This is a genomic window from Actinoallomurus sp. CA-142502 (assembly GCF_050936355.1).
In the GTDB taxonomy this organism is placed as follows: domain Bacteria; phylum Actinomycetota; class Actinomycetes; order Streptosporangiales; family Streptosporangiaceae; genus Actinoallomurus; species Actinoallomurus iriomotensis.
The window spans coordinates 6,210,720-6,237,095 of sequence record NZ_JBNJMY010000001.1; the positions used below are offsets into that span (position 1 = coordinate 6,210,720).

General features: G+C 71.4%; 26 protein-coding genes. 10 read left to right on the forward strand and 16 right to left on the reverse strand.

Features of this window, described 5'->3' with window-relative positions; all coding sequences use genetic code 11:
- The first annotated feature begins 10 nt into the window (after positions 1-10).
- Positions 11-793, forward strand: a complete 783-nt coding sequence (locus tag ACQEV1_RS29555; protein WP_285622126.1) for a FadR/GntR family transcriptional regulator — start codon at positions 11-13, stop codon at positions 791-793.
- Positions 794-819: 26 nt separating this feature from the next.
- Here ACQEV1_RS29555 and ACQEV1_RS29560 read toward each other — a convergent pair whose 3' ends face one another.
- Genes ACQEV1_RS29560 through ACQEV1_RS29575 form a run of 4 tightly spaced genes read right to left on the reverse strand, consistent with a single transcriptional unit; the run spans position 820 to position 7,809 of the window.
- Positions 820-2,517 (reverse strand): glycoside hydrolase family 43 protein, encoded by a 1,698-nt coding sequence (locus tag ACQEV1_RS29560; RefSeq protein ID WP_433397676.1) that lies wholly within the window; start codon positions 2,515-2,517, stop codon positions 820-822.
- 32 nt (positions 2,518-2,549) lie between these two features.
- Positions 2,550-3,908, reverse strand: a complete 1,359-nt coding sequence (locus ACQEV1_RS29565) for a DUF1593 domain-containing protein (RefSeq protein WP_433397678.1) — start codon at positions 3,906-3,908, stop codon at positions 2,550-2,552.
- Between the two features lie 13 nt (positions 3,909-3,921).
- Positions 3,922-5,394 carry a glycoside hydrolase family 28 protein gene (locus tag ACQEV1_RS29570; protein WP_433397680.1) on the reverse strand — a complete coding sequence of 491 codons (1,473 nt, stop codon included), beginning with the start codon at positions 5,392-5,394 and terminating at the stop codon, positions 3,922-3,924.
- A 21-nt stretch (positions 5,395-5,415) separates the two neighbouring features.
- Positions 5,416-7,809, reverse strand: coding sequence for a hypothetical protein (locus tag ACQEV1_RS29575; protein WP_433397682.1), 2,394 nt, complete (start codon positions 7,807-7,809; stop codon positions 5,416-5,418).
- Positions 7,810-8,322: 513 nt separating this feature from the next.
- On the opposite strand from ACQEV1_RS29575, the gene ACQEV1_RS29580 reads away from it, so the two are divergent.
- The 3 genes from ACQEV1_RS29580 (at position 8,323) to ACQEV1_RS29590 (ending at position 11,393) form a co-directional block, all read left to right on the forward strand.
- Entirely contained in the window at positions 8,323-9,819 is a 1,497-nt protein-coding gene (locus ACQEV1_RS29580) for an exo-alpha-sialidase (protein WP_433397684.1), read from the forward strand.
- A gap of 162 nt (positions 9,820-9,981) precedes the next feature.
- Complete coding sequence (locus tag ACQEV1_RS29585) at positions 9,982-10,419, forward strand: MerR family transcriptional regulator (RefSeq protein ID WP_433397686.1); 438 nt, start codon at positions 9,982-9,984, stop codon at positions 10,417-10,419.
- On the forward strand, positions 10,416-11,393 hold the full coding sequence (locus ACQEV1_RS29590; protein ID WP_433397688.1) for an NAD-dependent epimerase/dehydratase family protein: 978 nt from the start codon (positions 10,416-10,418) through the stop codon (positions 11,391-11,393). Before ACQEV1_RS29585 ends, ACQEV1_RS29590 begins: the two co-directional genes overlap by 4 nt.
- 57 nt (positions 11,394-11,450) lie before the next feature.
- Here the strand turns inward: ACQEV1_RS29590 and ACQEV1_RS29595 are convergent, their stop codons facing one another.
- Entirely contained in the window at positions 11,451-12,743 is a 1,293-nt protein-coding gene (locus tag ACQEV1_RS29595) for a M18 family aminopeptidase (RefSeq protein WP_433397690.1), read from the reverse strand.
- Between the two features lie 64 nt (positions 12,744-12,807).
- On the opposite strand from ACQEV1_RS29595, the gene ACQEV1_RS29600 reads away from it, so the two are divergent.
- Positions 12,808-13,050 carry a CDGSH iron-sulfur domain-containing protein gene (locus ACQEV1_RS29600; RefSeq protein ID WP_285622150.1) on the forward strand — a complete coding sequence of 81 codons (243 nt, stop codon included), beginning with the start codon at positions 12,808-12,810 and terminating at the stop codon, positions 13,048-13,050.
- A gap of 164 nt (positions 13,051-13,214) precedes the next feature.
- On the opposite strand, the gene ACQEV1_RS29605 is transcribed toward ACQEV1_RS29600, so the two are convergent.
- The 4 genes from ACQEV1_RS29605 to ACQEV1_RS29620 all read right to left on the reverse strand — a co-directional run bounded on the left by ACQEV1_RS29605 (position 13,215) and on the right by ACQEV1_RS29620 (position 16,960).
- A complete protein-coding gene (locus ACQEV1_RS29605; protein ID WP_433397692.1) occupies positions 13,215-14,222 on the reverse strand; it encodes an iron-containing redox enzyme family protein in 1,008 nt (335 codons plus the stop codon).
- Between the two features lie 480 nt (positions 14,223-14,702).
- The gene (locus ACQEV1_RS29610; RefSeq protein WP_433397694.1) at positions 14,703-15,152 is read right to left on the reverse strand and encodes a hemerythrin domain-containing protein; all 450 of its coding nucleotides are present in this window, start codon (positions 15,150-15,152) and stop codon (positions 14,703-14,705) included.
- The gene (locus ACQEV1_RS29615; protein ID WP_433397696.1) at positions 15,149-16,363 is read right to left on the reverse strand and encodes an MFS transporter; all 1,215 of its coding nucleotides are present in this window, start codon (positions 16,361-16,363) and stop codon (positions 15,149-15,151) included. The genes ACQEV1_RS29610 and ACQEV1_RS29615 overlap by 4 nt, the downstream gene beginning before the upstream one ends.
- Positions 16,364-16,504: 141 nt before the next feature.
- Positions 16,505-16,960, reverse strand: coding sequence for an NUDIX hydrolase (locus ACQEV1_RS29620; RefSeq protein ID WP_285622160.1), 456 nt, complete (start codon positions 16,958-16,960; stop codon positions 16,505-16,507).
- Between the two features lie 236 nt (positions 16,961-17,196).
- Between ACQEV1_RS29620 and ACQEV1_RS29625 the strand changes: the two genes are divergently transcribed.
- Positions 17,197-17,574: a VOC family protein gene (locus ACQEV1_RS29625; protein WP_285622163.1), complete on the forward strand. Its 378-nt coding sequence runs from the start codon at positions 17,197-17,199 to the stop codon at positions 17,572-17,574.
- Between the two features lie 75 nt (positions 17,575-17,649).
- Here the strand turns inward: ACQEV1_RS29625 and ACQEV1_RS29630 are convergent, their stop codons facing one another.
- Positions 17,650-17,952, reverse strand: a complete 303-nt coding sequence (locus tag ACQEV1_RS29630; protein ID WP_433397699.1) for a hypothetical protein — start codon at positions 17,950-17,952, stop codon at positions 17,650-17,652.
- Positions 17,952-18,278 (reverse strand): IclR family transcriptional regulator domain-containing protein, encoded by a 327-nt coding sequence (locus ACQEV1_RS29635; RefSeq protein ID WP_433397701.1) that lies wholly within the window; start codon positions 18,276-18,278, stop codon positions 17,952-17,954. The genes ACQEV1_RS29630 and ACQEV1_RS29635 overlap by 1 nt, the downstream gene beginning before the upstream one ends.
- A gap of 120 nt (positions 18,279-18,398) precedes the next feature.
- Here ACQEV1_RS29635 and ACQEV1_RS29640 point away from each other — a divergent pair, with 120 nt between their 5' ends.
- From ACQEV1_RS29640 to ACQEV1_RS29650, 3 genes are all read left to right on the forward strand, one after another.
- Positions 18,399-20,264, forward strand: coding sequence for an acyl-CoA dehydrogenase family protein (locus ACQEV1_RS29640; RefSeq protein WP_433397703.1), 1,866 nt, complete (start codon positions 18,399-18,401; stop codon positions 20,262-20,264).
- Positions 20,248-20,790: an EF-hand domain-containing protein gene (locus ACQEV1_RS29645; protein ID WP_285622173.1), complete on the forward strand. Its 543-nt coding sequence runs from the start codon at positions 20,248-20,250 to the stop codon at positions 20,788-20,790. Before ACQEV1_RS29640 ends, ACQEV1_RS29645 begins: the two co-directional genes overlap by 17 nt.
- A 93-nt stretch (positions 20,791-20,883) precedes the next feature.
- Positions 20,884-21,906 (forward strand): LLM class flavin-dependent oxidoreductase, encoded by a 1,023-nt coding sequence (locus ACQEV1_RS29650; RefSeq protein ID WP_285622175.1) that lies wholly within the window; start codon positions 20,884-20,886, stop codon positions 21,904-21,906.
- 13 nt (positions 21,907-21,919) lie between these two features.
- On the opposite strand, the gene ACQEV1_RS29655 is transcribed toward ACQEV1_RS29650, so the two are convergent.
- From ACQEV1_RS29655 to ACQEV1_RS29670, 4 genes are all read right to left on the reverse strand, one after another.
- Positions 21,920-22,705 (reverse strand): GH25 family lysozyme, encoded by a 786-nt coding sequence (locus tag ACQEV1_RS29655; protein ID WP_433397705.1) that lies wholly within the window; start codon positions 22,703-22,705, stop codon positions 21,920-21,922.
- 52 nt (positions 22,706-22,757) lie between these two features.
- Positions 22,758-23,321 (reverse strand): AAA family ATPase, encoded by a 564-nt coding sequence (locus ACQEV1_RS29660; RefSeq protein WP_433397707.1) that lies wholly within the window; start codon positions 23,319-23,321, stop codon positions 22,758-22,760.
- Positions 23,318-24,700: an FAD-binding oxidoreductase gene (locus tag ACQEV1_RS29665; RefSeq protein WP_433397709.1), complete on the reverse strand. Its 1,383-nt coding sequence runs from the start codon at positions 24,698-24,700 to the stop codon at positions 23,318-23,320. Before ACQEV1_RS29665 ends, ACQEV1_RS29660 begins: the two co-directional genes overlap by 4 nt.
- Before the next feature lie 123 nt (positions 24,701-24,823).
- Positions 24,824-25,069, reverse strand: a complete 246-nt coding sequence (locus tag ACQEV1_RS29670) for a hypothetical protein (protein ID WP_433397711.1) — start codon at positions 25,067-25,069, stop codon at positions 24,824-24,826.
- Positions 25,070-25,143: 74 nt separating this feature from the next.
- On the opposite strand from ACQEV1_RS29670, the gene ACQEV1_RS29675 reads away from it, so the two are divergent.
- Positions 25,144-25,599 carry a YbhB/YbcL family Raf kinase inhibitor-like protein gene (locus ACQEV1_RS29675; RefSeq protein ID WP_433397713.1) on the forward strand — a complete coding sequence of 152 codons (456 nt, stop codon included), beginning with the start codon at positions 25,144-25,146 and terminating at the stop codon, positions 25,597-25,599.
- A 71-nt stretch (positions 25,600-25,670) separates the two neighbouring features.
- Here ACQEV1_RS29675 and ACQEV1_RS29680 read toward each other — a convergent pair whose 3' ends face one another.
- A complete protein-coding gene (locus tag ACQEV1_RS29680) occupies positions 25,671-26,249 on the reverse strand; it encodes an SDR family NAD(P)-dependent oxidoreductase (protein ID WP_433405997.1) in 579 nt (192 codons plus the stop codon).
- Positions 26,250-26,376 lie beyond the last annotated feature (127 nt).

The window sequence follows — 26,376 nt, forward strand, 5'->3', positions numbered from 1 at the left end:
GGGACCTGGTGTGGTGGAACCCTCCAACGCCTCGACGGGCGAGGCACGGCCCAAATCTCCGCGAGAGCCGACTCCCCGCGCGGAGACACCGCAGATCCTGCTGTCCGCCCCGCAGCGGGAGAGCGCGGTCGTCGACATCGCACGGCAACTGCTGTCGCAGCTGCTGTCGGGGCAGCTCTCCCCCGGCACCCGGCTGCCCTCCGAACGGCAGCTCGCCGAGAGCCTCGCCGTCGGGCGATCCACGATCCGCGAGGCGCTCAAGGCGCTGGACGTGCTGGGCATCATCGAGGTACGCCAGGGCGACGGCACGTACCTCAAGCAGAACACCTCGAGCCTGCTGCCCAGCGCGATCGAGTGGGGTCTGATGCTCGGCCAGCCGCAGGTGCTCGACCTCATCGAGGCCCGCCGGCACATCGAGACGATCATCGCCGGGCTGGCCGCCGAGCGCGCCGACGACCAGGCCGTCGCCGAACTCGCCGAGCACCTGGAGGAGATGCGCGCCGCCCCGGACAGCGCCGCGTTCGTCGAGGCCGACGTCGCCTTCCACCTGACGCTGGCCAACGCGGCGGGCAACTCCGTGCTCAACGACATCCTGGGCAGCATCCGGTCGCTGCTGCGGGTGTGGATCCGGCGGGCGATCCACGAGGTGGGCAGCACCGACACCACGATCGCCGAGCACGCCGCCATCCTGACCGCCGTCCGCGAACGCGTGCCCGAGGCCGCGGCCGAGGCCATGCGGGCCCACATGCGGGCCGCGGGCGCACGCCTCGAACGCTCCCTGCGGGACCACTAGGGCCCCGCAGGGTCGCGTCCGGCTTCTCAGGCCGGGCCGGCACGGAACCAGTCGACCTCGGCGGTGTCGCCCTGGTCCGGGCCGGAGGGGGCGGTGCCGAACAGGCCGAGCGTGGCTCCCACCCAGGTGCTCGGGGCCGCGGTGAACGTCCCGCCGACCGGCCGCAGGCCGCGTCCGTCCGGGTCGGCCGAGAACCGGCACACGGCGCCCGGTCCGACCTCGACCCGGAGCACCACGGAGTCGCGGCCGCGCGGCAGCGGGATCGAGGCGGCGGCGTCCACCTCACCCTGGCTCTTGGCCGCGGTCCGGTACTGCAGGACGAGCTGCGAGCCGACGCGTCGCAACCCGATCCACGCGTAGGCGTCTCCGAGTACCACCAGCCCGGCCCGCACGTCCTCTCTCGTCGCGCGGAGGGAGAGCGACGTGGTCGCCACGAACGACTCGGCCGGGAAACGCTGACCCAGCACGTTCGGCAGCAGCCGCAGGTCCGCGGTGTCGGCGCTGGGCGGGCAGGCCAGGCGGAGCCGGCCGCCGTGCGGTGAACCCCAGGACGGGTCGGAGTTCGCCTGCCAGAACCACTGCTCGCCGAGCCGGTGGCCGGTGAACTCGTCGCTGCCGGCGGGGGCGCAGATCTTCGACGGCCGTCCCACCGCCGGCTTGCGGTGGACCAGCACCGGCGTGCCACGCCCGCTGCCGTCGTCGTCGCCCATCACCGGCCAGCCGTCGTCGCGCCACCGCATCGGCTGCAGGTGGACCACCCGGCCGTACGCCCCGCGGTCCTGGAAGTGCAGGAACCAGTCCTCGCCCTGGGGCGTGGTGACCCAGGCCCCCTGGTGCGGCCCGTTGATCGGCGTGTCGCCCTGGGCGAGCACGATACGGTTCTCGTACGGGCCGAAGATGTCGCGCGACCGGAACGCGGACTGCCATCCGGGCTTCACCCCGCCCGCCGGCGCGAAGATCCAGTACCAGCCGTCGCGCTTGTACAGCTTGGGGCCCTCCAACGTGGTGTAGCCCGGGATCTCGTCCCCGTTCACCACGACCTGGCCGTCGTCCAGCAGCTCTTTCCCGTCCGGGCTCATCCGGTGCAACGTCAGCCGGTTGTTGATCCCCGACCGGCTCTTGGCCCAGGCGTGGATCAGGTAGGCGCTGCCGTCCGAGTCCCACAGCGGGCACGGGTCGATCAGGCCGAGTCCCGGCTTCAGCGCGTACGGCTTGGTCCACGGGCCCGCCGGGTCGACGGCGGTGGTGACGAAGATGCCGTAGTCCGGATCCGGATAGACGATCCAGAACCTGCCGTCGTGATGCCGGATCGCCGGCGCCCACACGCCGTTCCCGTGCTGCGGCACGCTGAAGTGGTCGCGCGGCTCCAGCTCGGTCAGCGCGTGCCCGATGATCGTCCAGTTCACCAGGTCCCGCGACCGCAGGATCGGCAGCCCCGGGGTCCGGTTGAACGTCGACGCGGTGAGATAGAAGTACGAGCCGACGCGTACCGCGTCCGGGTCGGACCAGTCGGCGTTCAGCACCGGATTCTGGTAGCGGCCGTCGCCGAGGTCGGCGACCCATGGAAGATCGGGCCGCGACCGGTCCGCCGGAACGGCCGCGGTGCCGGCCCGGAACGGTTCCGCCGCGCCGGCCGTGCCGGCGAGCCGGCTCAGGACCACCGAGCCGGCCACCGCCCCCAGGCCCGTCTGCAGGGCCCGCCTGCGACTCTGCTCAACCATCATGTCCCTTCCTCTGGTCGTCCAGGCTTGCCACGTCATGCGCCGGACCGGACCCTCGGCGGCCGGGCCGGTGCGGCGCAGCGGAGCATCCGGTCGGCGAAGTCGCGCAGGTACTCCAGACGCCACTGGCTCACGCTCTTCGCACCGGGATAGATCCCTACGGCGGCCGCGGGATCCTGGTCGTCACACCACCAGTTCGGATGGGTGGCGGACGGCCTGCTCGCGCGTTCGATCGGCGGCGCCACGGCGGTGAACCGGCCGGAGAGGCCGTCGAGCCCGGCGAAGTCGCTCTGGATCACGTACGACCAGACCTGCGGCGTCTTCGGAGAGAAACGGAACCGCAGCGCCTTGCCGTCGTTCACGGCGAGCGAGGGGACCCGGCCATCCGTCAGCAGCTGCGCGGTGTTGCCGGAGGCGAAGCCCTCGGGGATCGGCAGGGCGATCTCGGTGACGCCGTAGGTCTCGACCGTGTCCGCCGAGGTGGTCAGGCGGTCGAAGACGGTCCTGCGGCCGTCCCAGAGGCGCGCGTACCGGCCGCCCCAGCCGGGCTTCGACGGGTTCTGGACGCCGTTCAGGAACCAGCCGATGGCCGGGCTGTCGCCCATCTTCAGCTCACCGCCGCGCTCCCCCGCGAAGAAGTCGCCGAGCGCTCCCTTGCCGGCGACGTGCGTCGTCACGAACGCGGTGTTCCCCCACTCGCCGGTCTGATCGCCGCCGGTGAACCAGCCGCGATACGTGGAGTTCGACTCGATCATCCAGAGCTTCGGATGGTGGGTCTCGATGTAGTCGTAGGCCTCCACGCTCCACATCTTGTTCGGCCCGCCGATCCAGTAGACGCGGAGCTTCGGCAGGATGTCGGGAGCGTCGTGCAGCGCCTGCGCCAGGTCGTCGATTCCCCCTGCCATCAGGAGATACAGCGGGCGCCGGTCATGGCGACGAGCGCGTTCGACGATCCATTGGGACCCTTCGGTCGGGCGGTCGAACCCCGCGGGCCGCTGCCAGCCGTACCCGGCCGCTCCCTGTTTGGTGATCGCCCGCAGCCGGTCGGGCTTCGGGTAACGAGGTGAGTACGTCCGCAGGTTCGGGTAGTCACGCTCGTACACGTCGATGACGTCGAGGATCGGCTGAGCGCTGTTCGTTCCGGGCGGCGAGTGGACGAGCCCCTCGATGTCGAAGCGGTCCGCGTACACCAGGAGATGGACGAGGGACTGCCAGTCGTCCGGATCGCTGCCACCGATGTCGGTGTTCCAGATGATGCGCGGGCGGGCGTTCGGCGGAGTGTGGTCGGCGACGGAGCCCAGGGCCGCCGCGGGGGAGCTCGCCATGACGGCCGTGCCCAGCGCCGTTCCGGCCGCCAGCGCCGTGTAGCGCAGGAAGTCTCGTCTCTCGATCATGCCGGGGGGCTCCTCAGGTGTTTCCGATGACCGGCGGCGTGGTCACCGGCTGACCGCCGACGGTCACCCGGTCGAAGGTCAGGCCGTCGATGTTCGCGATGGTGCTGTCGCGCTGAACGTTCGTGAACGTGCAGTTCACGAGGCTGATGTCGTGCAACGGGTCGTCCGGGTAGCCCCGGATGAACAAGGGGGCGCGGCTCGTGTCGCAGTACAGGTTGCGGATGTCGATGTTCCGCACGAGCGGCGGGTAGGAGCCGGTGTCCCCCTCGCCGTGGTACAGGTCGATCGAGATGGTCTCCTTCAGCAGCGAGCTGATGTGGATGTCGCGCAGGTAGACGTTCTCGACGAAGCCGCCGCGCACCGAGTTGGTCTTGATGTACAGGCCGAAGTACAGGTTCGGGCTGCCCATGGTGCAGCGGCGCACGAACACGTTGCGGATGCCGCCGGTCGTGTCGCTGCCGATCGCCACCGCGCCGTAGCGGATCCGCATGTCGCAGTCCTCGATGAGGACGTCCTCGCAGGGCACGTTCACCCGCCGTCCGTCGGCGCCACGGCCGGCCTTGATGGCGATGGAGTCGTCGCCCGCGTCGAACACGCACCGCTGGATCACCACCCCGGAGCACGACTCCGGGTCGCAGCCGTCGTTGTTGGGCCCCCTGCTGTCGACGTGGACGTCGCGCACGGTGACGTTCTCCGAGAGCACCGGGTGGATCTGCCACATCGGCGACCGGTGCAGCGTGACGCCCTCGACCAGCACGGAGCGGCAGCGGTAGAACTGCAGGAAGTTCGGCCGCAGGTAGTGCCCGGCGCCGAACACCCGTTGCTTCACCGGCACGCCCCGGTCGGCCATGTCCTGCAGCGCCGCCCAGTCGGCGCTCTCCTCGGGGTCGCCCGGCTTCCAGCCGTACGCCGCGTTGCCCACCCACGGCCACCAGTGCTCCGTGCCGCCCTGCCCGTCGAGCGTCCCCGAACCCGTGACCGCGATGTTCTCCTGGTCGTACGCGTAGATGAAGGGCGAGTAGTTGTAGCACTCGATGGAGGAGAAGCGGGTGTAGACGGCCGGCAGGTAGGCGGCCGGGTCGGTGCTGAACAGGATCGTCGCTCCGTCGCCGACGTGCAGGTCGACGCCGCTGAGCAGGTGGATCGCGCCGGTGAGGAACGTCCCCGCCGGGACGTCGACGTGACCGCCGCCGGCGGCGTGGCAGGCGCCGATCGCCCGGCGGAACGCCTCGGTGCAGTCGGTCGTGCCGTCGCCGGCCGCGCCGAAGTCGGTGACGGCGAACCGGCGGGCGGGAAACCGCGGCGGCCGGACGCGCCGGGTGATCTCCGCGGCGCGCCGCCACCCCGGCGCCCCGCCGGTTCCCGGTGGCGTGCCGGCGGCCGTCGCCGCCCAGGCCGGCGACGCGGGGCCGATCCCGCCCAGCGCCGCGCCGCCGGCGGTCGCCGCGACGCTCGTGGCGAGGAAGTTACGTCGTGACCATGTCATGTCGGCCTCCGTGAATGGCGCCTACAGTGCGGGGCTGAGGTTCTCCCAGCGGACGGTCCAGGTGCCGTCGTCGGGGAACCCGGGAGCGTGCCGGTCGGGGGCGCCGTCCCAGCCGGCGCACATGAACGCGATCGCGTAGAGCAGGCCGCCGTTGTCCGGGAGGTACGGGTAGCCGTGCGTGTCGCCGTACCCGGCGTCGTCGATGTTGTCGGCCCCGCCCGGATAGAGCAGCCAGTGCAGCGCCTGCTCGGGCTCGCCGATGCGGGCGGCGGTCATCGCGATCATCGGGAAGTCCCAGCTCCACCGGTCGACCTGCCATTCGGCGAAGACCTTGTGCGCGGTGCGGAGGAAGGTGTCCATGTCGACGCCGTCGCCGGGCAGCCAGCCGTACACGACCGCCGGCCCGGGATGGTCGAAGTTGTACTTCGTCCACATGTCGGGCACGCCCTCGTAGAGGACGTACACACCGTCCTCCACGGGCAGTTCCGCGAGGCCGTGCAGGACCTTGTCCCAGTCGGAGTCGCGGTCCAGGCCGAGGCGCTCGCGCCACGTCTGGGCGATGCGCAGTCCCATCCGCCAGTACGACAGCTCGAACGTCGGGTTCATGGCGGTCTTGGAGTCGGCGTTCTCGGACATCACCTGCAGCGGGGGGCCGAGGATGTAGCGCTTCGTGGGTTCGTCCCAGAAGGCGTAGGACGCGAGGAAGTCGGCGGTGGCGAAGAGCACCTCCCGCCATTTCTCCAGCGTCTGCCGGGTGGGATGGGCGCGGTAGTCGAGTTCGGCCAGGAACATCGGGTGCGGCTGCTGCCAGATGAGCAGCACGTTGGTCTCACCCGGCGACTGGCGCAGGTCGGGGCCGATCATCTTGGGCCATTTGGCACCCTTGTAGCCCTGCGCCGCGGCCCGTTTCCGCGACGAGGCGAGCAGCCGCTGGTAGATGGTGACGGATCGGTCGAGGATGTCCCAGCGGTTCCACAGCGCCCAGTGCGCCGCGTGCCACCAGTACATCTCCATCTGCGCCTTGCCCCACCAGGTGCGCAGGACCAGGCCGCTCTCCTGGGTCGGGAACGATCCGGCGTCGTTCACCGCTTCGAGGTACTGCGAGAGCACGATGCGGCGTTCGAGTTCGAACCAGCGCGAATCGGTGCTGCCGGACAGGTCGACCGCGCCGCCGGACTTCCAGTGCCGCGGCCAGTGGCGGGCGCCGGCCGCGAACACCGAATCCGGTCGCGGAAGCGACCGTGCGGTGTCCGGGGAGAACAGGACGACGAACTCGAGGCGGCCGTGCTCGCCGCCGGTGAGCGTGTAGCGGTGCTCCTCCGCGAGCCGGCCGATGCGCAGCTCGGCGCCGGTGGCGACCCGCTCGCGGCGCACGTCGTCGCCGAGACGGTAGACGACCTCGAGGACGTCGCCGGCGCCCGTCTCGGTGCCGACCAGATCGGCGTCGACGGTGGCGAACACGGAATCGCCCGCGACCTTGTCGCGCAGCCGGGCGGTCACGTCCACCCAGGTGCTCCCGGCGCCGTAGCGAGCCGAGGTGATGGTGAGCGGGCCACCCGCCGGCGCGTTCAGCTCGGCGCCGGCCGACCAGCGCACCCCCGTGTGGTAGGTCAGGTCGTGGAGGCCGCTGAGGGTGTGGGTGATGTCGGCCCGCCGCCCCGACCGGCGGGCCAGGCTGGTCCTGTGCGCGTCGGGGTGGTCCCAGTCGCCCACATAGACCGCTCTCTTGGCCAGCGTGTCGACGAAGGGAAAGTCCACGAGGACCGACAACCGGCCCGCGTCGACGAGCGGCGACTCGACCGTGACGGCGACGGCGTCGAAGTCGGGGTGGCAGCAGGTGCGCACCCGCACCGGTTCGCCGTCGACCTGGAAGCGGCTGTCGAGCGTGCCGGTCCACAGGTCGAGCTCCTGATGGCAGTCGGTGAGGTCCTTGCTCGTGGCGTCCCAGCCGTCGCGGGTGACCAGCCGCAGCCCGGTGCGCGCGAGGCTGATGAGCTGCGGATACATCCGCATCCAGTCCGACAGCGCGGTCTGGGTGTCATTGGGGATCCAGTACCGTACCGGCCGGCCGTGGGTGTCCCAGACCTCCCCCTGGAAGTCGGACGGTTTCTGTCCCGGGGGCGGCGGAGCGGTGTACCAGGCCCAGTTCGCCAGCGTGTTGAACGGCGTGAACGTCTGCAGCCCGGTGATGTCGGCGTTGAACGCGAACGACCCGTTGCCCACCTGGAGCGGCCATTCCTGGTCCGCCGACGTGCGCACCACGTTGTGCCGCGACACCAGCGCATGGCGATCGATGGGGGCGCCGTTGCCGCCGGATCCTCGGGGAGCGGCCTGGGCCTGGCGCGGCAGCAGCGGGGCGCCCGCGGCCACCGTCGCGCCACCCGCGGCTGACAGGAACTGTCGGCGATCGAACACGAGAGACTCCTCAAGAATCGCTGGGCTCACGTGGCTGGCAGAAGGGGGAGGTTGACGCGGTGTCCTGGATCAGAGGGCGCGGCACGGCCCCACGCCCTGACGGTCGGCTTGCGGGAAAAGGTTTTCCTACGCTGCCGAGGCTCGCACCGCGGCCGACTCCGGTCAAGCACGCGGCCGAGATCGGACATACCGCCGACGAAACGCATCAAGGATCTTGTTGACAACCCTCCCGGTCCGTCGCACCATGACCGCAGCCGAGAGGCGGCCGGACGCCGCTCTCCGGCGCCGCGTGACGCCCGGTGTCTCCGGGACACGCGGCGCGGCGGACCGCCGGCCCGGTCGCCGCACCGTTCCGCCGCCCCCTCACAGGTCATGAGCTCGCGCGATCCCGGCTGGCTGTCCGCGAGAGCACAACGTGAACCGGGGCGAAGTGGGAAAAGGTTTTCCGTTGGACCGGGTCGTACCCGTGGTGGGCGGGAGCGCCCGCCGTCGCGTCAGCGGAAGGGAACTCGCATGCAACTGGTACGCAGGACCGCGTGGATCACGGCGGCCATCATCGCCGTGCCGCTACCGGTGTTGGCGGCGACCGTCGCGCCCGACAAGGCGCCACCGCGCGTCGTGGCGGAGGTGCCGACGGCGGCCCGCCCGCTCGTCGACTGGACCGCCCCCTACCCCCAGAACGACCAGCCCACCCGGGGATACCCGGTGCTCGGCGACCTGTCGACGACCGAGCTGTACCACGCCACCCCCTCCACGGGGACCTACAGCCACCACCCGATGGTGACCTTCCAGAACGGCACCCTCTTCGCCTCGTGGTCCAACGGCGCGGTGAACGAGGACAACCCCGGCCAGCGGGTGCTCGGCACCGTCTCGACCGGCGGCGGCTGGGCCGCCTGGACGGTCTACTTCCCGCCCCAGGACAAGAACCCACCCGACGAACCCGGCTCCGACGGGCGCGTCCCCGGCCGCGTCGTGACCGCCGACGGGTACGCGACGATCGGCGGGAACGTCTACGCCGTCGCCGACGTCTGGGACTGGGTCCAGTCCGGCGACGACCGGACCAAGAAGGGGTGGGGCCGCGTCGCGCGGCGGGTCGCGCCGGACGGCACGCTCGGGCCGATCTTCTGGCTGGAGACGACCTCTCCGCAGCCCAAACCCGGCTTCCCGAGCTACCCGAACGCCTCGGACCCGAGGTACGGCGCGATCGCGCGGCAGATCACCGCGTACCTCGCCGACCCTCGCAACACCCCGCCGTGGGACTACAAGAGCGGGTGGACCGAGGACGCTCCCGCCGCCGACGGCCAGACGCTCGGCCACGTGACGCACGCCTATGTGCAGACCGACGGCACGTATGTTCGGCTCTGGCGCGGCAACAACACCGGCCGGCTCTACGCCCAGGCGAGCCACGACCGCGGCAGGACCTGGGACCCGCCCATCCGCACCAGCCTGCCCGACGCGCGGAGCAAGTCGTTCGTCGGCCAGTTGCCGGACGGTCAGGTGTACGTCGTCGGCAACGAACAGCCGCCCACGCAGCGCGACCCCATCTCGATCTCCCTCGCGAGCGACGGCGTGCACTTCGACCGGGTCGGCGTGCTCCGCCACACCGCGCCGCCGCTCCGCTACGCGGGCGGACACAAGAACCTCGGGTTCGAGTACCCGTCCGCGATCGCCACCGACACGGACCTGTGGGTCATCTACTCGGTCAACAAGGAGGACGTCGCCATCACCAAGGTGCCGCTGTCGTCCCTTCCCGTCACCACGGACGACCTCCCCGGCATCATCCTCGAGGGCGCGCAGACCCACGCCATCTCGGACGACGGACTCGCGGTCCAGCTGGTCGGCCAGGCCAACAAGATCATGAAGGAGGTCGGGGGCGGCGCGTCCGTGTCGGACGTCAAGGGCGAGCTCGCCGCCCTGCGCGAACGGGTCGGCGAGCGGTCCGGCAAGGGCATCACGCCGGCGTACGCGACGCTGCTCCGACAGGACATCACCATCGCGAGCGGCGGCTGATCCCCCGGCGGCCTTTCGCGGAGACCGGGCGGGCTCGGCCCCAGGCCGCCCGCCCGGTCGCCGCCGGACCGTCCGGCGACCCCGCCGGCCCGGTCCGTCACGTCCCGCCGCTGGTCACCCTGCGCTTGACCTCAAGCGCTTGAGGTGTGTTCTGCTGCCCGCATGGCGACCTTCACCATTCAGGACGTGTCCCGGCGCAGCGGGCTGAGCGAGCCGACGCTGCGCTACTACGAAGATGTCGGGCTGGTCGGCCCGGTCGACCGCGACGAGAAGAGCGGGCATCGCCGTTACCGCACCGAGGACCTGGACGTGCTCGAGGCGCTGGCCTGTCTGCGCGCCGTCGGCGTGGGCATCGAGGACATGCGTACCTACCTGGCCAACCGTGGGCGCGGACGGGCGGCGGCGGCCGAGCAGCGGAACCTGCTGCTGCGTCACGCGAAGCGCATCGAGGCCGAGATCGTCGCGCAGCAGGCGCGGCTCGGCTATCTGCGGGAGAAGGCGGCGCTGTGGGACGCCCGCGACCGTGGCGACGGGACCGCGGAGGCCGAGGTGACGCGGCGCCTGGTGGACGCCGTCGACCGCTTGGGAGTGCTGCGATGAGCCCGGTTCTGGTCACCGGCGGGTCCGGTTATGTGGGGACCCAGCTGATCGCCGCACTGCTGCGGGGCGGAAGCCGGGTGCGCGCCACGGCGCGCTCGACGGCGAGTGAGGCCGACCTGCGCGCGGCGGTGCGCCGCGGCGGTGCCGATGACGCCGGACTGGAGGTCGTCACGGCGGACCTGACGGCCGACGACGGCTGGCCCGCCGCGGTGACCGGCTGTGCAGAGGTCCATCACGTCGCCTCGCCCATCCCGGTTGCCCAGCCCGAGGACCCCGACGAACTGATCGTCCCTGCCCGCGAGGGCACGCTGCGGGTACTACGTGCCGCGCGTGACGCGGGTGCCCGGCGCGTCGTGCTCACCTCGTCCTTCGCCGCGATCGGATACACGCCCAAGCCGGGCGCCGAGTTCACCGAAGACGACTGGACCGATCCCGACACGCCGGGACTGGCGCCCTACCCGCGCTCCAAGGCGATCGCCGAGCGTGCCGCATGGGATCTGATGGACCGCGACGGCGGTGACACCGAGCTCGTCGTCATCAACCCGACGGCCATCTTCGGGCCCACCCTCACGACCGGCCTGCGCTCCTCGACGCATCTGATCAAGGCGATGCTGGAGGGGGCCATGAGTGTCGCGCCCCGCCAGCGCTTCGGAGTCGTCGACGTGCGTGACGTGGCGGACCTGCACATCCGCGCCATGGCCGCGCCCGAGGCCGCGGGCCGGCGCTTCCTGGCCGTCGCCGACGGCCCGGCGCTCAGCTTCCTGGAGGTGGCCGAGGTCCTGCGCCGGCGGCTCGGCTCCCTCGCCGCGCGCGTGCCCACGCGGGAGGCGCCGGGAGACGACCCGCCGCGGCCGATCATCCACAACGACCGGGCCCGTGAACGGCTCGGATGGCGCCCGCGCGCGGCCGAGACGACGATCGTGCAGACGGCCGAGAACCTGCGCGACCTCGGCCTGCTGGAGCACGCACGATGACGGGGCCGCGCCGGCGGCCCCGTCGATCTCCCGCTTCGACCGTCGTGCGTGATCGCCTCAGCCCTCCAGGACCGCCTTCAGCGCGTTGGCCAGCAGGAACGGGTCGTCCGCGCCGCACAGCTCCCGGGCCGAGTGCATGGACAGGATCGGCACGCCCACGTCCACCGTGGTGATGCCGTACCGGGCCGCCGTGATCGGGCCGATCGTCGTGCCGCACGGGATCGCGTTGTTGGAGACGAACTCCTGGAGCGGCACGCCCGCGCGGTCGCACGCCTCGGCGAAGATCCCGCGCCCGGCGCCGTCCGTGGCGTACCGCTGGTTGACGTTGACCTTGAGGATCGGGCCGCCGCCCGGCATCGGCCGGTGCGTCGGGTCGTGCCGTTCCGCGTAGTTCGGGTGCACGCCGTGGCCGGTGTCGGCGGACACGCAGACGGTCCCGGCGAAGGCCCGGGCCCGGTCCTCGTACGAGCCGCCGCGCACGAAGACCGACCGCTCCAGGACCCGGCCGAGCAGCGGCCCGCCGGCGCCGGTGTCGGACTCGCTGCCGTTCTCCTCGTGGTCGAACGCGGCCAGCACCGGCACGTACGAGAGATCGGACGAACCGGCGACCGCGGTGAGCGCGGCGGTCGCGGCGTGTACGGACAGCTGGTTGTCCAGTCGTGCCGCGGCGAGGAACTCCTGGTCGCGCCCCAGGTACGCGGGAGGCTGGACGTCGTGGACCATGAGGTCCCAGCCGACGACGTCGGACGCCTCCACGCCCGCCTGCTCGGCGGCGAACCGGATCAGGCCACCCTCATCGACGGCGCCGAGACCCCACACGGGCTGCATGTGCCGCTGCCGGTCGAGGACGAGCCCCTGCTCGTTGACGTTCCGGTCGAGGTGGATCGCCAGCTGCGGGACCCGGAGCAGCGGCCGGTCGACGGCGAGCAGGCGCGTGCCGCCGTCCCGCAGCACGAGCCGGCCGGACAGGCCGAGGTCACGGTCGAGCCAGCTGTTGAGCAGCGGCCCGCCGTAGATCTCGACGGCGACCTGCCGCCAGCCGTACGCACCCGAGTCCGGTCGCGGCTTGACCCGCAGGTTCGGCGAGTCGGTGTGCGCCCCGACGATCCGGAACGGTGTCTCCGGCGGCGCGCCCTCCGGGACGAACCAGGCGATGATCGCCCCGCCGCGTACGACGTAGCGTCCGCCGGACCCACCGTCCCAGGCATCGGTCTCCGCGAGCCGCGTGAACCCGGCCTTCTCCAGACGTTCGGCGACGTTCGCCACCACGTGGTACGGCGACGGCCCGGCCGCGACGAAGGCCGCCAGATCATCGGTGTGCTCCCGGTCGAAGTACAGCTGTGCGCTCATAGGGCAAGGCTAGGGACGCCACGACCGGACGTTTATCGCGGGCTGCGCGGGAAGGCCCGGGAGCATGACTCACTCGGCGCGCCAGAGCCCCGGGGACCCACGGACGACCGTCGTCCCGTACGAGAACGGTCCGCTGATCGTCCGTGGGCCGGTGGAGCTGCTCACGCAGGACGGCCGGCCGATCGATCCGGGGCGAAAGACGATCGCCCTGTGTCGATGCGGTCGATCCGCCACCAAGCCGTTCTGCGACGGCTCCCACAAGGCGGTGAAGTTCCGGGCGGCGAGTGCTCCGGACGAGATTCCGTGACCGTGGCGAGCCGCCGGCGAGAGTGCGCGGCGACCTTCAGCCGCCGGCCGGCGTAGGGCACGCCGCCCATGAACCGGCTCGCCAGGGCGATCCAGCCGACACATCGCGCGCTCGGCCATCCGGACCGGCGCTCCAACGCAGCGGCCGGATGTAGTCGCACCCGCTCATCCGGCCGCCGGCGCCCGCACTGCGGTCCGGCCGGACCGCAGTGAACTCGACCCCGCACTCCAGCAGGCCAGCAGGTGCTCGGCGAACAGCCGCTCGACCGCCAGGCAGGACGCCGCGCCGAAGATCACATCGGCGGCGAGCTCCGGTCGCTGGGCGGCCAGCCGGCCCGCCAGGTCGTGCGCGGCGAGCTGCTCGTGCACCGCGTCGGCCTGGACGTGCTCGTCGTAGAACCGGCGGGTCGTACGGTCGGCGCCCAGCCGGGCGAGGCCGGCGCTGTAGCGACGGTTCGGCTGCGACGAGGTCATCTCGAACGCCGCCAGGTGGCCGACCAGCGCTCCGATGCGCCGCCGGTGCAGGCCGAAGAACGACATCAGGTTGTTCACGGCGAGCGTGATGGCCGGCACGACGTCCAGGTAGGCCCCATAGGTGTCGTCCAGGCCGAGCCCGCGCATCGTCGTGCGGAACAGTTCGGCGTGCATGAGCTCGGGCCGGCCTCCGCCGTACTCATCCGCCTGGATCTCCACGAGCGCCGCCTTGGCCGGACCGCTGAGGCGCGGGATCGCCCACGAGTGCGGGTCGGCCTCCTTGAGCTGGTAGATCGAGCGATGCCGGACGAACTCGCGAAACTGCTCGAGCGTCGCCTCTCGCTGCACGAACGTCGCGAGCGAGGGCCCGTCCGCGGTCTCCACCAGTCGCGCCAGCGCGCCGGGAACGTCGGTCATCCCGACCCGCGGCGGCACGAGCACGCCCAACCGCCGCTCGAAGCGGTCCTCGAGCCGCGTCCGGAAAGCGATCAACGAGGGATGCCACTCCCATGTTTCGGGCACGTTGTCGAAACCCCGGTAGTGGATCTCGTAGCAGGCGAACAGCGCGAGCTGCAGGTCTTCGTCCTGAAAAGGGTCATCGGGGCCTGCGGGCGGTGCCGGGGGCAGGGCGTGCGGACCGGTGGGCAGGTGGTCGAAGAGCAACGCGGTGATCGGACCGCGGGGAGCCGGCAGCCGCACGTCAACCGCCTGCGGAACGGGCCGCCGCGGGCCCGGCCTCGTTGACGCGCCAGAGACCGTCGTGGTTCATCCGTCCTCCCTGGGGACAAGCAGTGGACTGCACGCGCTGCCCTGGCGGACGGTGGCTAAACCGGGCATGGCCGTGCCGGCGACCGGGACGTTCGCGCAGGCGGGCCCGTGGTTTCGCGCGTGCGTCAGCTTGGCGGCCGACTGGTGGCCGAGCCGGCGAGCGGAGCCGCCCGGTGGACGGCACCCGCCGGCGAGGCGGCCGCCCTTGCCGCCCGCTCGGAGCTCGCCGGTGTGGTGGCGACGGGCGGACCTGGCCGGCGCCGTGGGCGATGACGCGGAGCCGCGTGCCTGAAGACGTCGGACGGCGACCACGACAGGCCCCGCACGCCATCGTGCGGGACCTGTGGCTCGTGGGGCGACCGGCCCATGTGCGGGCGGCCGGGATGGAGCGGTGTCGGGGCCGCTCAGTCCTTACCGCGTCCGGTCACCGCGTCGCGGACTCGGTCCGCTGCCGCGATCGCCGGACCCGCCGTCTTCGGCAGACCCGGTTTCGGCGGCGTGTGAGGGTGTGGGCGCCGCCTTCTTGCCCTGCTGCAGCCTGGTGCCGAGGTCGTCGGCCTCCTCGGCGCCGAGCGCCTTGCGCGGCTCCGGCCGGACACTGGTCTCCTCGTACGCGATGTGCTCCCGGCCGTCGGCGATGAAGCCGCGGACGAGCTCGTCGAACTTCGGGTCGTCGGCCTTGAGACCGATGAGGTCGTTCAGCACGTGCTCGGCCGCCTGCTCCTGCTCGACCGCGTGGTCGGCCAGGCGGTCCCCGTCGGGGACCCGGTCACGTACGGCCGGCCAGAAGAACTCCTCCTCGACGGCCTCGTGCTTGGACTCCTCGAGCCGAACACCGGAGACGACATGCACGTGAATCACCGGTCCACACCGGCGAACGCGAGTCGCCGGACGTCTCGCACGGCCAAGGGCGTGAGCCCGGCGACGGCGATGATCGCGGCACAGGCTCCGATGACGATCCGGGCTCCGAGCCGGTCCGCGGTGACTCCCGCGAGGGCATAGGCGATCGGGATCGGCACGGATGCGGCGAACTCCTGGTAAGCGCTGACCCGGCCGAGTCGGTGGCCGGGGACGTGCTGCTGGACCACGGTCGCCCGCGCGACCGCCGCAGGCCCGAACGCGATGCCCGCGACCAGGGTGCCGGCCATGATGAGCGGCAGAGGCATCCCGGTGGCCATCGCCGCCGGTCCCACGCACATGGCCGCCGACCCGACGCTGATGACGATGCCGGGTCTTCGCATGGTCCAGGCGGTGGCCATGATGCCGCCAAGAGCGCTGCCGGCGGCCAGCCCGCCCGCGATCGCGCCCCAGCTGATCGCACCGTGCAGATACTGGCGCGCGTACAGCGGGCCGATGAGCATCGCCGCCGCGAACGCGCCGCCGGAGAGGCAGTCCGCGAGCGTGGTCGTCCACAACCAGGTCCGGCCGGTCAGGGCACGAACCCCGTCGGCCAGTTCACCCGCCCATCTCCTGTCCCACCGCCGCCGGTGGTGGTCCGGCAGGGCAGGCGGGCGCGGAAGCCGGGAGAACAGCACGGCGGCGACCACGAACGTGACCGAGTCCCAGGCGATCCCCCAGCCCGGTCCGACGGTGGTCACCAGGATTCCTCCGGCGACCGGCCCGATCGTGGCGAGGCCGTGCTTACCGGCCTGGGACAGCGCGTTGGCGCGGTCGAGCTGCCCGGCCGGCACCAATATTGGGAGCACCCGCCGCCCGGCCGGAGTGAACAACGCCGCGGCCCCCGCTCCACCGCCCGCGACGACCGCCAACGACCACACCCTCGCCGTACCCGAAATGATCAGGAGGGCCTCGGCCATCTGAAAGGCCGCCGCGATCACCTGGGAGACGACCAGCACACCGACGCCGGCGGTGCGGTCGGCGATCACCCCGGTGACCGGCAGCAGCACCAGGTAAACGACGAACTCACCACCCAGCACGACGGCGATACCGGATCCGCGACCTCCGATCTGCAAGATCGAAAAAGCCAGCGCGATCGGAGCGACCGCCCCGCCGGCCGATGAGATCAGCTCGGCCGCCAGGAACACACGGTAGGGACGGGATGCGAGCGGCACGGCAATATTCGCCAGGCGCCTACGGCGACGGCGCACCCGATCACCGCGCCAGGGCGGGATTCCGACCATGCCAGGGGCACGCCGCGGCCCCACGGTCACGGCCCGCTGAGAGCCGCCCGGGGATGGTTCCCGGTCCGGAGGTCATGACGTGATCGACGCGGCGTACTCGGCCACGGCCGCGATGAGGTCGGGGAGCTCGGCCGGGACCGGGAGCGACGCGACCTCATCGACCGGCACCCAGCGATACCCCTGAGCCTCGGCGGCGTCGAGGACGACGTTCGTGGTCAGCGGACGGGCCGCGTAAACGGCGTCGAGATGCCGGTGCCGGCCGATCCTGTTGTCCGAGACGGCCACGTCCATGATGGTGAACGGCAACAGCACCTCCTCGATCCGCGGATGAGAGAACCGCCGTTCGGCGATGAGCTCGACCCGCAGCCCGACCTCCTCACGGACCTCACGGAGCGCCGCCTGCGCGAGATCTTCGCCCGGCTCCACATGACCGCCGGGATAGATCCAGCCATCCCCTTTCGCGCTGTTGAGTAAGAGCACGTGGTCGTCGGCGAGAATGACGGCCGAAGCGGTGAAATGGCGGGTCACGGCACCTCCTGAACGCTCGTCGAGCAGAGGTTCCTCAAGTCTGCCCACCGACGAGGCGGCCTGTCCGAAGGACGACCCGACACGCCGGCGAATGAGGTGAAGGGCCGATCGGCACGGCGAGCTGTCGCGGCTGCTGGACGCCACCGCCGAGGCGGGCGTCGGCGCCGAGCAGGCCGACGCCCGCCCGACCTTCGGCGGCTGGGCCGTTCGGACCTGTTGCTGGCAGGTTGGTGGCCATGGACATCAACTGTGTGATCGTCGACTCCGCCGATCCGGAGCGGCTGGCGGCCTTCTGGAGCGAGGTGCTCGGCCGGCCGGTGGCCGGGCGCGTCGGACCGTACGTCTGGCTCGAACGCAGGAACGGGCTGGGCGTGGGGTTCCAGCGCACCGACCGCGCCAAGGCCGGCAAGAACCGGCTGCACCTGGACCTGGAGTCGGAGGACCCGGCGGCCGAGCAGAGCAGGCTGGAGGCCCTGGGCGGACGGCGCCTGACCGAGTACGACCCCGGCGGCTTCCTCGTCATGGCCGATCCCGAGGGGAACGAGTTCTGCGTCATCCCGAAGGGCTCGTTCGAGCTCGACGACGAGGGCCGAGCCGACTACCTGACCGCCTGAGCGGAGAACTCGGCACCGGCTGTCGCCACCCAGGGCCACGCGCTGTCCGCACCCCGGTACTCGGGCGTCGCACGATCATCCGGTCTCGAGGTCGGCGGCGACCCGGGCGGCGGTCTCGCGCAGCCAGATGTGGGCGGCGTCCTGGGTGTGCACCGGGTGCCACCACAGGGCCTCGTTGACGGGCACCGCCTCGAACGGGCACGGCAGGATCCGCACCGCCGCGGTCGGCGCCAGCAGCCGGGCGAGGCGTCGCTGGATGAGGGCGATGCGGCGGGTTCCCATCCCGAAGCCGACATGAGCGGACGGGTCGCGCGCCAGGTCGAAGGCGTCGGGTGAGTCCCAACGGCGCGGGTCGCGGTTCGCGGCGCCGAGGAACATCAGGATCTTCCTGCCCTCGTGCCGGGAGTGTGCGGGGTGTAGCGCTCCAGCGGGCCGGCGAGGATCTGTTCCCGCAGTTCCGCCAGCAGTACGAGCCCGGCGGAGGAGGCGTGCAGGGGAAGCCGGCCCGCGATGCGCGTGATGTTGACGACCGAACCGGGCACCGACAGACGCTCCACGAACAGCGCTTCACGGCCCTCCAGCACGCCCAGCTGGGTGTGATGTCCGACGACGTCGTGCAGACCCTCCAGGAACGGCATCGCCGCCTCCCGCAGACCGGGGGTCGGCGACGTACGAGAGGCCAGCTCCCACAGTCGTATGAGCATTATGGCTCGTTTGTCGGGACTGTACTGCATGCCCCGAGTCGGCGAAATTCTGGGTGTACGGCGACAATTCATGGACGCGCCATTGCCATTTTTACAGCGCGGTTTACACTGATGCTCGCGATGCCGATACCAACGCCGGCCGATCCGGTTCCCAGCACGACCGCCGCCTTGACCGACGCCCTGTTCGCAGGGAGGTTCGACGCGGTCCACGCGCCGTGGCGGGCCTTAAGTGACGACGCGTCGTTCCGTTACCCGGCCGACGCCGGTCCGGAGGAACGCGTGGCCGGTTCCTACCGACGACTACGGCTGATCAACCAGACCCTCGACTCCGTCGAAGAACTCGTCGACGATGTGGAAGCGCTGGCCGCGTTGCACGAATGGCTGTGCCCGACAGAAGGCGGACTGGCCACATTCGCGGGCATTCATTACAACCTCTTCCTCGGAAGCCTGCTCGACCACGACGCGGACGACCGCCGGGACCTCACGCCGTTCCTCACGATGCGGCACACGGGGATCTTCCTGTGCACCGAGGTCGGGCACGGCAACGACGCGGCGCGGCTGGAGACCACCGCGACCTACGACCCTTCGACCGGCGGCTTCGTGCTGCACACCCCGACACCCGCCGCGCGGAAGTTCATGCCCAACGCGGGCACGGCCGGCGGGCCCAAGACCGGACTCGTCGCCGCCCGGCTGATCCACCGGGGGAAGGACCAGGGAGTCTTCCTCTTCCTGACACCACTGACCGATGACCGGGGAGCACTCCCGGGCGTCCGGATCCGCCGGCTGCCGGACAAGATCGGTTATGCGGTGGACCACTGCCTGACCTCCTTCGACCATGTCCGGCTGCCCCCTCACGCGTTCCTGGCGGGCGAGCACGGGCGACTCGCGGCGGACGGCGCCTTCACGAGTTCGGTGGACAAACACCGGCTGCGGTTCCTGCGTTCGATCGACCGGGTCACCCCGGGCAAGCTCCACATGAGCGCCGGCGCCGTCGGTCTCACCCGGACCGCCCTGACCATCGCCGTGCGCTACGCCCACACTCGCCGTACCACCGGCCTGCTCGGCGGGCAGAGCGTGCCCCTGTTCGATCACGGCAGTCACCGCACCCGGTTGCTGGACGCGCTGGCCGACACCTATGCCGTGACCCTGCTGCACCGCGCCGTGCTGAGTCAGTGGGTACGGGGCGGAGCGGCCGGCCGCGCGGACGACGACAGGCTCGTCGCCATCGCCAAGGCATGGATCACCTGGCGGGGACGGGCGGTCGCGGTCGAGTGCCGGGAGCGGTGCGGCGCGCAGGGCGTCCTTCCCCTCAACGGCATCGCCGAGCTCCCGGACTTCTACACGGCCGGCATCACCGCGGAGGGCGACAACCTCGTCATCTGGGGGAAGGCGGCCGGTGAGCTGCTCGCCCGGGAGCTGCCGGTGCCGGCCGCGACGGCACCCGACGGGCGCCGGCTCGACGACCCGGAGTTCCTCCAGGCTCTGCTGGGCGACCTCGAGTACATCTGGCACCAGCGAGCAAGTGCCCGCTGGATCCAGGCGTCCTCCACCACTCCGCTGGACCGCTGGAACGCCGCCGTCGGCCCCGCCCTGGAGATGACCAGCGCCCACGCGGAGTGTCAGGCCGCCCGCTCTCTGCTGTCGGCCGCCACCCGGTCCGGCCACCACGAGGCCCGTACGCTGCTGCTGGCCGTCCACCGCCTCTTCGTGCTGGGGTGTCTCGCCCGGCACGCGGGAGACCTGCTCGCCGAAGGACGGATCACCGCTGATCACGTCCGTGAGCTGCCCGACGCCGCCGAAGCCGCCAGGGCCGAACTCGCGCCGCACGCGCTGACACTGGTCGACGCCCTCGCGGTGTCACCGAAGCTCCTGGACCGCTTTCCCATCGCCCGGACCGACTTCCTCGCCGCATTCGATCGCGTCACTCGGCACGCCCGCACCGAAAGTCCCGACGAAAGAGGAGATATCGATGTCCCAGCTCCTTGACCGGAAGCTGAAGCACTTCTTCACGCTCATGGACCGTGACCAGAGCGGAACGCTCGAGCTGAACGACTACCTGACCACGGCCGACAACGTCCGCAGCGCGTTCGGCATCGCCGAGGGATCGGCCGAACACCACGAGCTGCGCCAGGCGTTCACCCGGTTCTGGGAGGACGTCATCAAGCCGATGGACACCAACGGCAACGGACATGTGAACTTCGACGAGTATCTGACGGCCTACAACGCGGGCGTCCGTGACGACCCTCAGGGCTACCAGCGGATGAAGCCCATCTCGGACGCGATCCTCACCATCGCCGACACCGGGTCGACCGGAAAGGTCACAGCGGACGACTTCGCCCGGGCCCTCTCCGGCTACGGCGTACCCGAGCCGGAGTGCCGGGTCGCGTTCACCGCCCTCGACAAGGACGGGAGCGGATTCCTGACCCCGGACGAGCTACAGACGGCGATCGAGGAGTACTTCCTGGGCACGGATCCGGAGCTCCCCGGCAACGCCCTGTTCGGAAGGTTCTGAGCCGGGCAGGCATCGCTCGGTTCCCGGTGCGCCGCGTCGACATCCGCGCGGCGCACCGGAATCAAACGTGGCCGTCGCGCGCTGAAGGTTCGTGTGAAGAAGATCGGTTTTCTCTCCTTCGGGCACTGGACGCCGAGCCCGCAGTCGCGGACCCGTACCGCCCGCGACTTCCTGCACCAGTCCATCGACCTCGCGGTCGCGGCCGAGGAACTCGGCGTGGACGGGGCGTACTTCCGGGTGCATCACTTCGCCCGCCAGGCCGGCAGCCCGTTCCCGCTGCTCGCCGCGATCGGCGCGCGTACCTCGAAGATCGAGATCGGCACCGGCGTGATCGACATGCGGTACGAGAACCCGATGTACATGGCGGAGGACGCCGGCGCGGCCGACCTCATCGCGGACGGCAGGCTCCAGCTCGGCATCAGCCGCGGCTCCCCCGAGCAGGTGATCGACGGGTGGCGTCACTTCGGTTACTCCCCCGCCGAGGGCGAGACGGACGCCGACATGGCACGCCGGCACGCCGAGACGTTCCTCACGGTGATCGAGGGCGAGGGCTTCGCGCGGCCGAACCCCCGGCCGATGTTCCCCAACCCGCCGGGGCTGTTGCGGCTCGAACCGCACTCCGAGGGCCTGCGCGACCGCATCTGGTGGGGTTCCAGCTCGAACGCGACCAGCGTGTGGGCCGCGAAGCTCGGCATGAACCTCCAGAGCTCCACGCTCAAGGACGACGAGACCGGTGAGCCGCTGCACGTCCAGCAGCGCAGGCAGATCGAGGCGTTCCGTGAGGCGTGGAAGGAGGCCGGCCATCCGCGGCAACCGCGGGTGTCGGTGAGCCGCAGCATCTTCGCCCTCACGACCGACCTGGACCGCGCCTACTTCGGACACGACCGGAACTCGAAGGACCAGGTCGGCATGATCGACGAGACGACCCGAGCGATCTTCGGCCGGTCGTACGCCGCCGAGCCGGACGTCCTGGTCAAGGAGCTCGCCCAGGACGAGGCCGTCCAGTCCGCCGACACCCTGCTGCTCACCATCCCGAGCCAGCTCGGCGTCGACTACAACGCCCACCTGCTGGAGAACATCCTCAAGTACGTGGCGCCCGACCTCGGCTGGCGCTGAACCGCGGCCCGGGTCACTTGGCGAGGAGGCCGGTGAGGACCGATGAGGACCTGATGTAGTCCTCGTCGCCGTACTTGCCCTTGTCGGTCCACTGCCAGACCGTGTAGGACCGCCACGCCGACGGGATCGGGACGTCGCTCGGCGTCGCCTTGTGGTCGTTGACCCACAGCGGGTACGTGGCGCCGAAGGCGCTGCCGGGCTTGGCTCCCGCGTTGCCCGTGCAGGTGATCCACCACGCGCGGAACGTGTTGATCAGCGCGTGCCTGCCCGTACGTGCCCGGTACTCGTGCAGGAAGTCGCTGATCCACGTGTTCATCTTCGCGTGGGTCAGGCCGTAGCACTTGTCCTTGCCGTACGGGTTGTCCTCGATGTCGAGCACGCCCGGGAGGGTGTGGCCGTCGGCCTTTCCGTCGCCGCCGTTCGCGACGAAGTAGTCGGCCTGTTTGGTGCCGCTCGAGGTGTTCGGCGTCGCGTAGTGGTAGGCGCCGTGGGCCAGGCCCGCGTTCAGGGCGCCCGCGTACTGGGCGGCGAACGTCGAACTCCTGTACTTCACGCCCTCGGTCGCCTTGATGTACGCGAACCTCGCGCCGCTCGACCGCACCGTCGTCCAGTCGACGTGCGGCTGGTAGGCGCTGACGTCCACGCCGAGGATGAGGCCCTTGGGCACGGCGGCCGGCCGGACGCTGCTGTCCTGCGGCACGCTGACCGGGTCGGCGTCTCGCCGCGCGGAGGGGCCGGCGGAGCAGGCGGTCAGACCCGCGCACAGCAGCACGACGGCGAACCCACGGAGATGACGCAACGAACGGGCCTTTCCTCTGACGATCTCTGCATCGCAGAACATAGCGGAGCGGTCAGCCGGCGGTGTGGCCCAGGTGGTCGAGGACGAAGCGCAGGCGCGCCTGTGGGTCGGAGCGGGGGAGTTCGACGAGGTCGTAGCCGTAGCGCGTGTACGCCGTGACCATGGCCTCGTACGTCCGCCGGGCCTCGGCCGGGCTCTGCTCCCGCTCCTCGTCGGTGCGGTAGATCTCGGGCCAGGGCGGCGCCACGAACACCGCCGGCCGGTACGGGAAGGCCGCCACCGCGGCCTCCACATGCTCGGGTACGTCCTTGCCCACCAGGTCGAGATACCCGGCCACGCACGGCACCGCGTGGTCGAAGAACACCGGTCCCGGCCGGCCCAGCGCCCAGTCGTAGGAGCGGATGTCCCAGCTCAGCATCAGCTCGGCGAACAGCAGGGGGTCGAGCCAGGGCCCGCCGATCCTCCGCTGGGTCTGGATGATCGCTCGCCCGGCCTCGGGCGCGGTCGCGAATCCGCTCTCCCGCAACAGGTCGACCAGCGTGGTCTTGCCCGATCCGGGGCCGCCGGTGATGACGACCAGGCCGTGATGCGCGGGTTCGGCCCCGATCGGTCTCATCCGGCGGTCGCCTCGAAGACCTTGGAGGGATTGAGCAGCCCCGCCGGGTCCAGCGCGGCCTTGATGCTCGCGTGCACCCGCAGCGCCACCGGGTCCAGCTCGCGGGCCAGCCACGAACGCTTCAGCAGGCCGACGCCGTGTTCGCCGGTGACGGTGCCGCCGAGGTCGAGCGCGAGCGACACGATGTCGTCGAACGCGGCGAACGCCCGCCGCTCGCCGGCCGGGTCCGCCCGGTCGTAGACGATCGTGGGGTGCAGGTTGCCGTCGCCCGCGTGGCCGAAGACGCCGATGGTCAGGCCGTGCGCCGCGGCGATCCGCTCCACGCCCTCGATCAGTGTGGTGAGCGCGCCCCGGGGCACGGCGACGTCGTCGAGGAGGGTGCCGCCGAGGCGTTCGAGCGCCGGGTACGCGAGCCGCCGGGCCTGCATGAGCAGCTCGGACTCGGCGGCGTCGTCGGCCTTGTAGACGCCGGTCGCCTCCGTCCCCTCCAGCACGCCGGACCAGGCCTCCGTCTGCGCGTCCGCGTCGGCGGCGTCGGACTGCAGCAGCACGAGCGCGGCGACGTCCGAGCCGATGCCGAGCGGCTGCCACGACTCGATCGCGGCCAGCGTCGTACGGTCCAGGATCTCCACGAGCGACGGCGTCGCGCCGCCGGCGAGCACCGCCGAGATCGCCGCACCCGCGGCGGCGAGCGAGCCGAACTCGGCGACGACGGTACGAGGCGGGGCGGGCGCGGCGCGCAGCGCCACGGTGACCTCGGTGATCACTCCGAGGGTGCCCTCCGAGCCGGTGAACAGCTTCACGAGGTCGTACCCGGCGACCCCCTTGACCGTACGGCGGCCGGTCCGCAGCACCGACCCGTCGGCCAGCACCACTTCCAGGGCCCGTACGTAGTCGGCGGTCACGCCGTACTTCACGCAGCACATGCCGCCCGCGCCGGTGGCGACGTTCCCGCCGATCGTGCACGCCTCGAAGCTGCCGGGGTCGGGCGGGTAGAAGCGGCCGTCGCGCTGCGCCGCCTCGCGCAGCCGCGCGTTGACCACGCCCGGCTGGACGACCGCGATGCCCTCGGCCGCGTCGATCTCGAGGATGCGGTCCATCCGCCGGGTGGACAGGATCAGGCAGCCGTCCACGGCGTTCGCCGCGCCGGCCAGGCCGGTCGCGGCGCCCTGGGTCACGACGGGCGTTCCCGTGCGGGAGGCGATCCGCATGATCTCCTGGACCTCCGCGGTCTCGGCCGGGAAGACCGCGGCGGCCGGCTTGCCGGCCGGGAGACCGGGCACCTGGTCGCGGGCGTAGGCGGACAGCGCGTCGGGGTCGTCGACCACGGGCACGCCGGGAAGGGCGTCACGCAGGTCCCCGGCAAGGCCGGTGGTCATCGGGCGGCTCCTTCTCTGCACGGCGTTCGCAAGGAGGAACGATACGGGGCGTTTCCCCTCGGTACGGGAACCGGGGTCGATGACCGAGTCCGCCTACCGTGAAGACGGGCCCGGTGCCGCCCGTCACCGTGAGACGCAGGAGGCCCACCGGCCGTCCTGCGGGAACGCGCCGGCTTCGCGCCCGGTGGCCGTCGTGTGGCGGCGGATCTCCTCGCCCGGCGCGTACTTCCACCGCGGGACGTACCCGACCTCCAGCAGCGGCAGGTAGACGTAGTACCCGAACGCCCCCTCCGGCCGCCGGTACCGCCGAGCGCCGTCCGGCCGCACGCGCCGCTCCCGCTCCAAGACCGTCAGGCTCAGGTGAGTCACCTGGGTATGGGGTAGGGAACGGCCGGCTCACGGAGACGGCGGTACGGCGACGACCTCACCTTCGAGGACATCAGATGACGACGCAGATGGAGCTACGGAGCGCGGCGTTCGACGATCACACGCGCATACCGAGGGAGTACTCGCACCAGGCCGGGGACGTCTCTCCCCCGCTGGAGTGGTCCGGAGTTCCCGATGAGGCGGTCGAGCTGGTGCTGGTCTGCGAGGACCCGGACGCTCCGACCGGTACGTTCACCCACTGGCTCCTGGCCGGGATCCCCGCGGAGACCGAGGGCGTCGGGCCGGGCGAACAGCCGACCGAGGCCGTGGCCGGACGCAACGACTACGGCAGCGCCGGGTACGGCGGCCCGCACCCACCGGCGGGCGACGAACCGCACCGGTACTTCTTCCGCCTCCTGGCCCTGTCCGAACCGTCGGACCTGGCACCCGGCTTCTCCGCCGCGGACCTGGACGAGGCCGTCGAGGAGAAGGTCATGGCGACCGGCACCCTCGTCGGCACCTACGGCCGCTGACCCACGAACCGTGGCCGGACGGGGCGCCCGATCAGTGCGTCGTCGTCGCGGTCCGGCACTCGTGGGCGCGCTCACTCGTCGCCGGCCGATCCGGGTTCGGTCAGGCGGGCCTGGGCCTTGGCCTTGGCGGTCTCGGGCAACACCTTCGCCGCCGCGGCCTGCGCCCGATTCTTCAGCGAACCCGCGACGACGTGGTCCTTGCCGGCCATGAGCGCCGCGAAGCCTTGGCGCGCGACCTCGGCGGCGTCGTCCTTGTTCTCCATCGCGCCGAGTTTCGTGTCCTCCATGCCGGCCCGCTCGAAGAAGCCGGTGTCGGTCGGGCCGGGCATCAGCGCGGTCACCGTCACTCCGCTCTCCCGCAGCTCGTGGCGGATCGCCTCGGCGAAGGAGTAGAGGAACGCCTTCGAGGCGGCGTAGGTCGCGTAGTAGGGCCCCGGCATCGTCGCGGCGATCGAGGAGGTGATCAGGACCCGGCCACTCCCCTGCTCGACCATGTGCGGGAGCACGAGCCGGATCAGGTGCACCGCCGAGGTGACGTTGAGGTTCACGAGCCGGAGTTCCGCCGCGAGATCGTTGCCCGCGAGCCGGACGCGCCGGTCACGAGCGCCAGCGGCCTGTCGTGCCTGGTCATATCCTTCTCCTCTGCGGATATCGAGTCGCGTCCTACGCGCTCCGCCGTCGCGGCCGGCGCTCGACCCGGTCTCCGATCACGGACGGCGCATGACGCATTCGACCGCGTTTCCCCTGGTCAAAGCCTATGTTTCAGGGCTCTCAGTG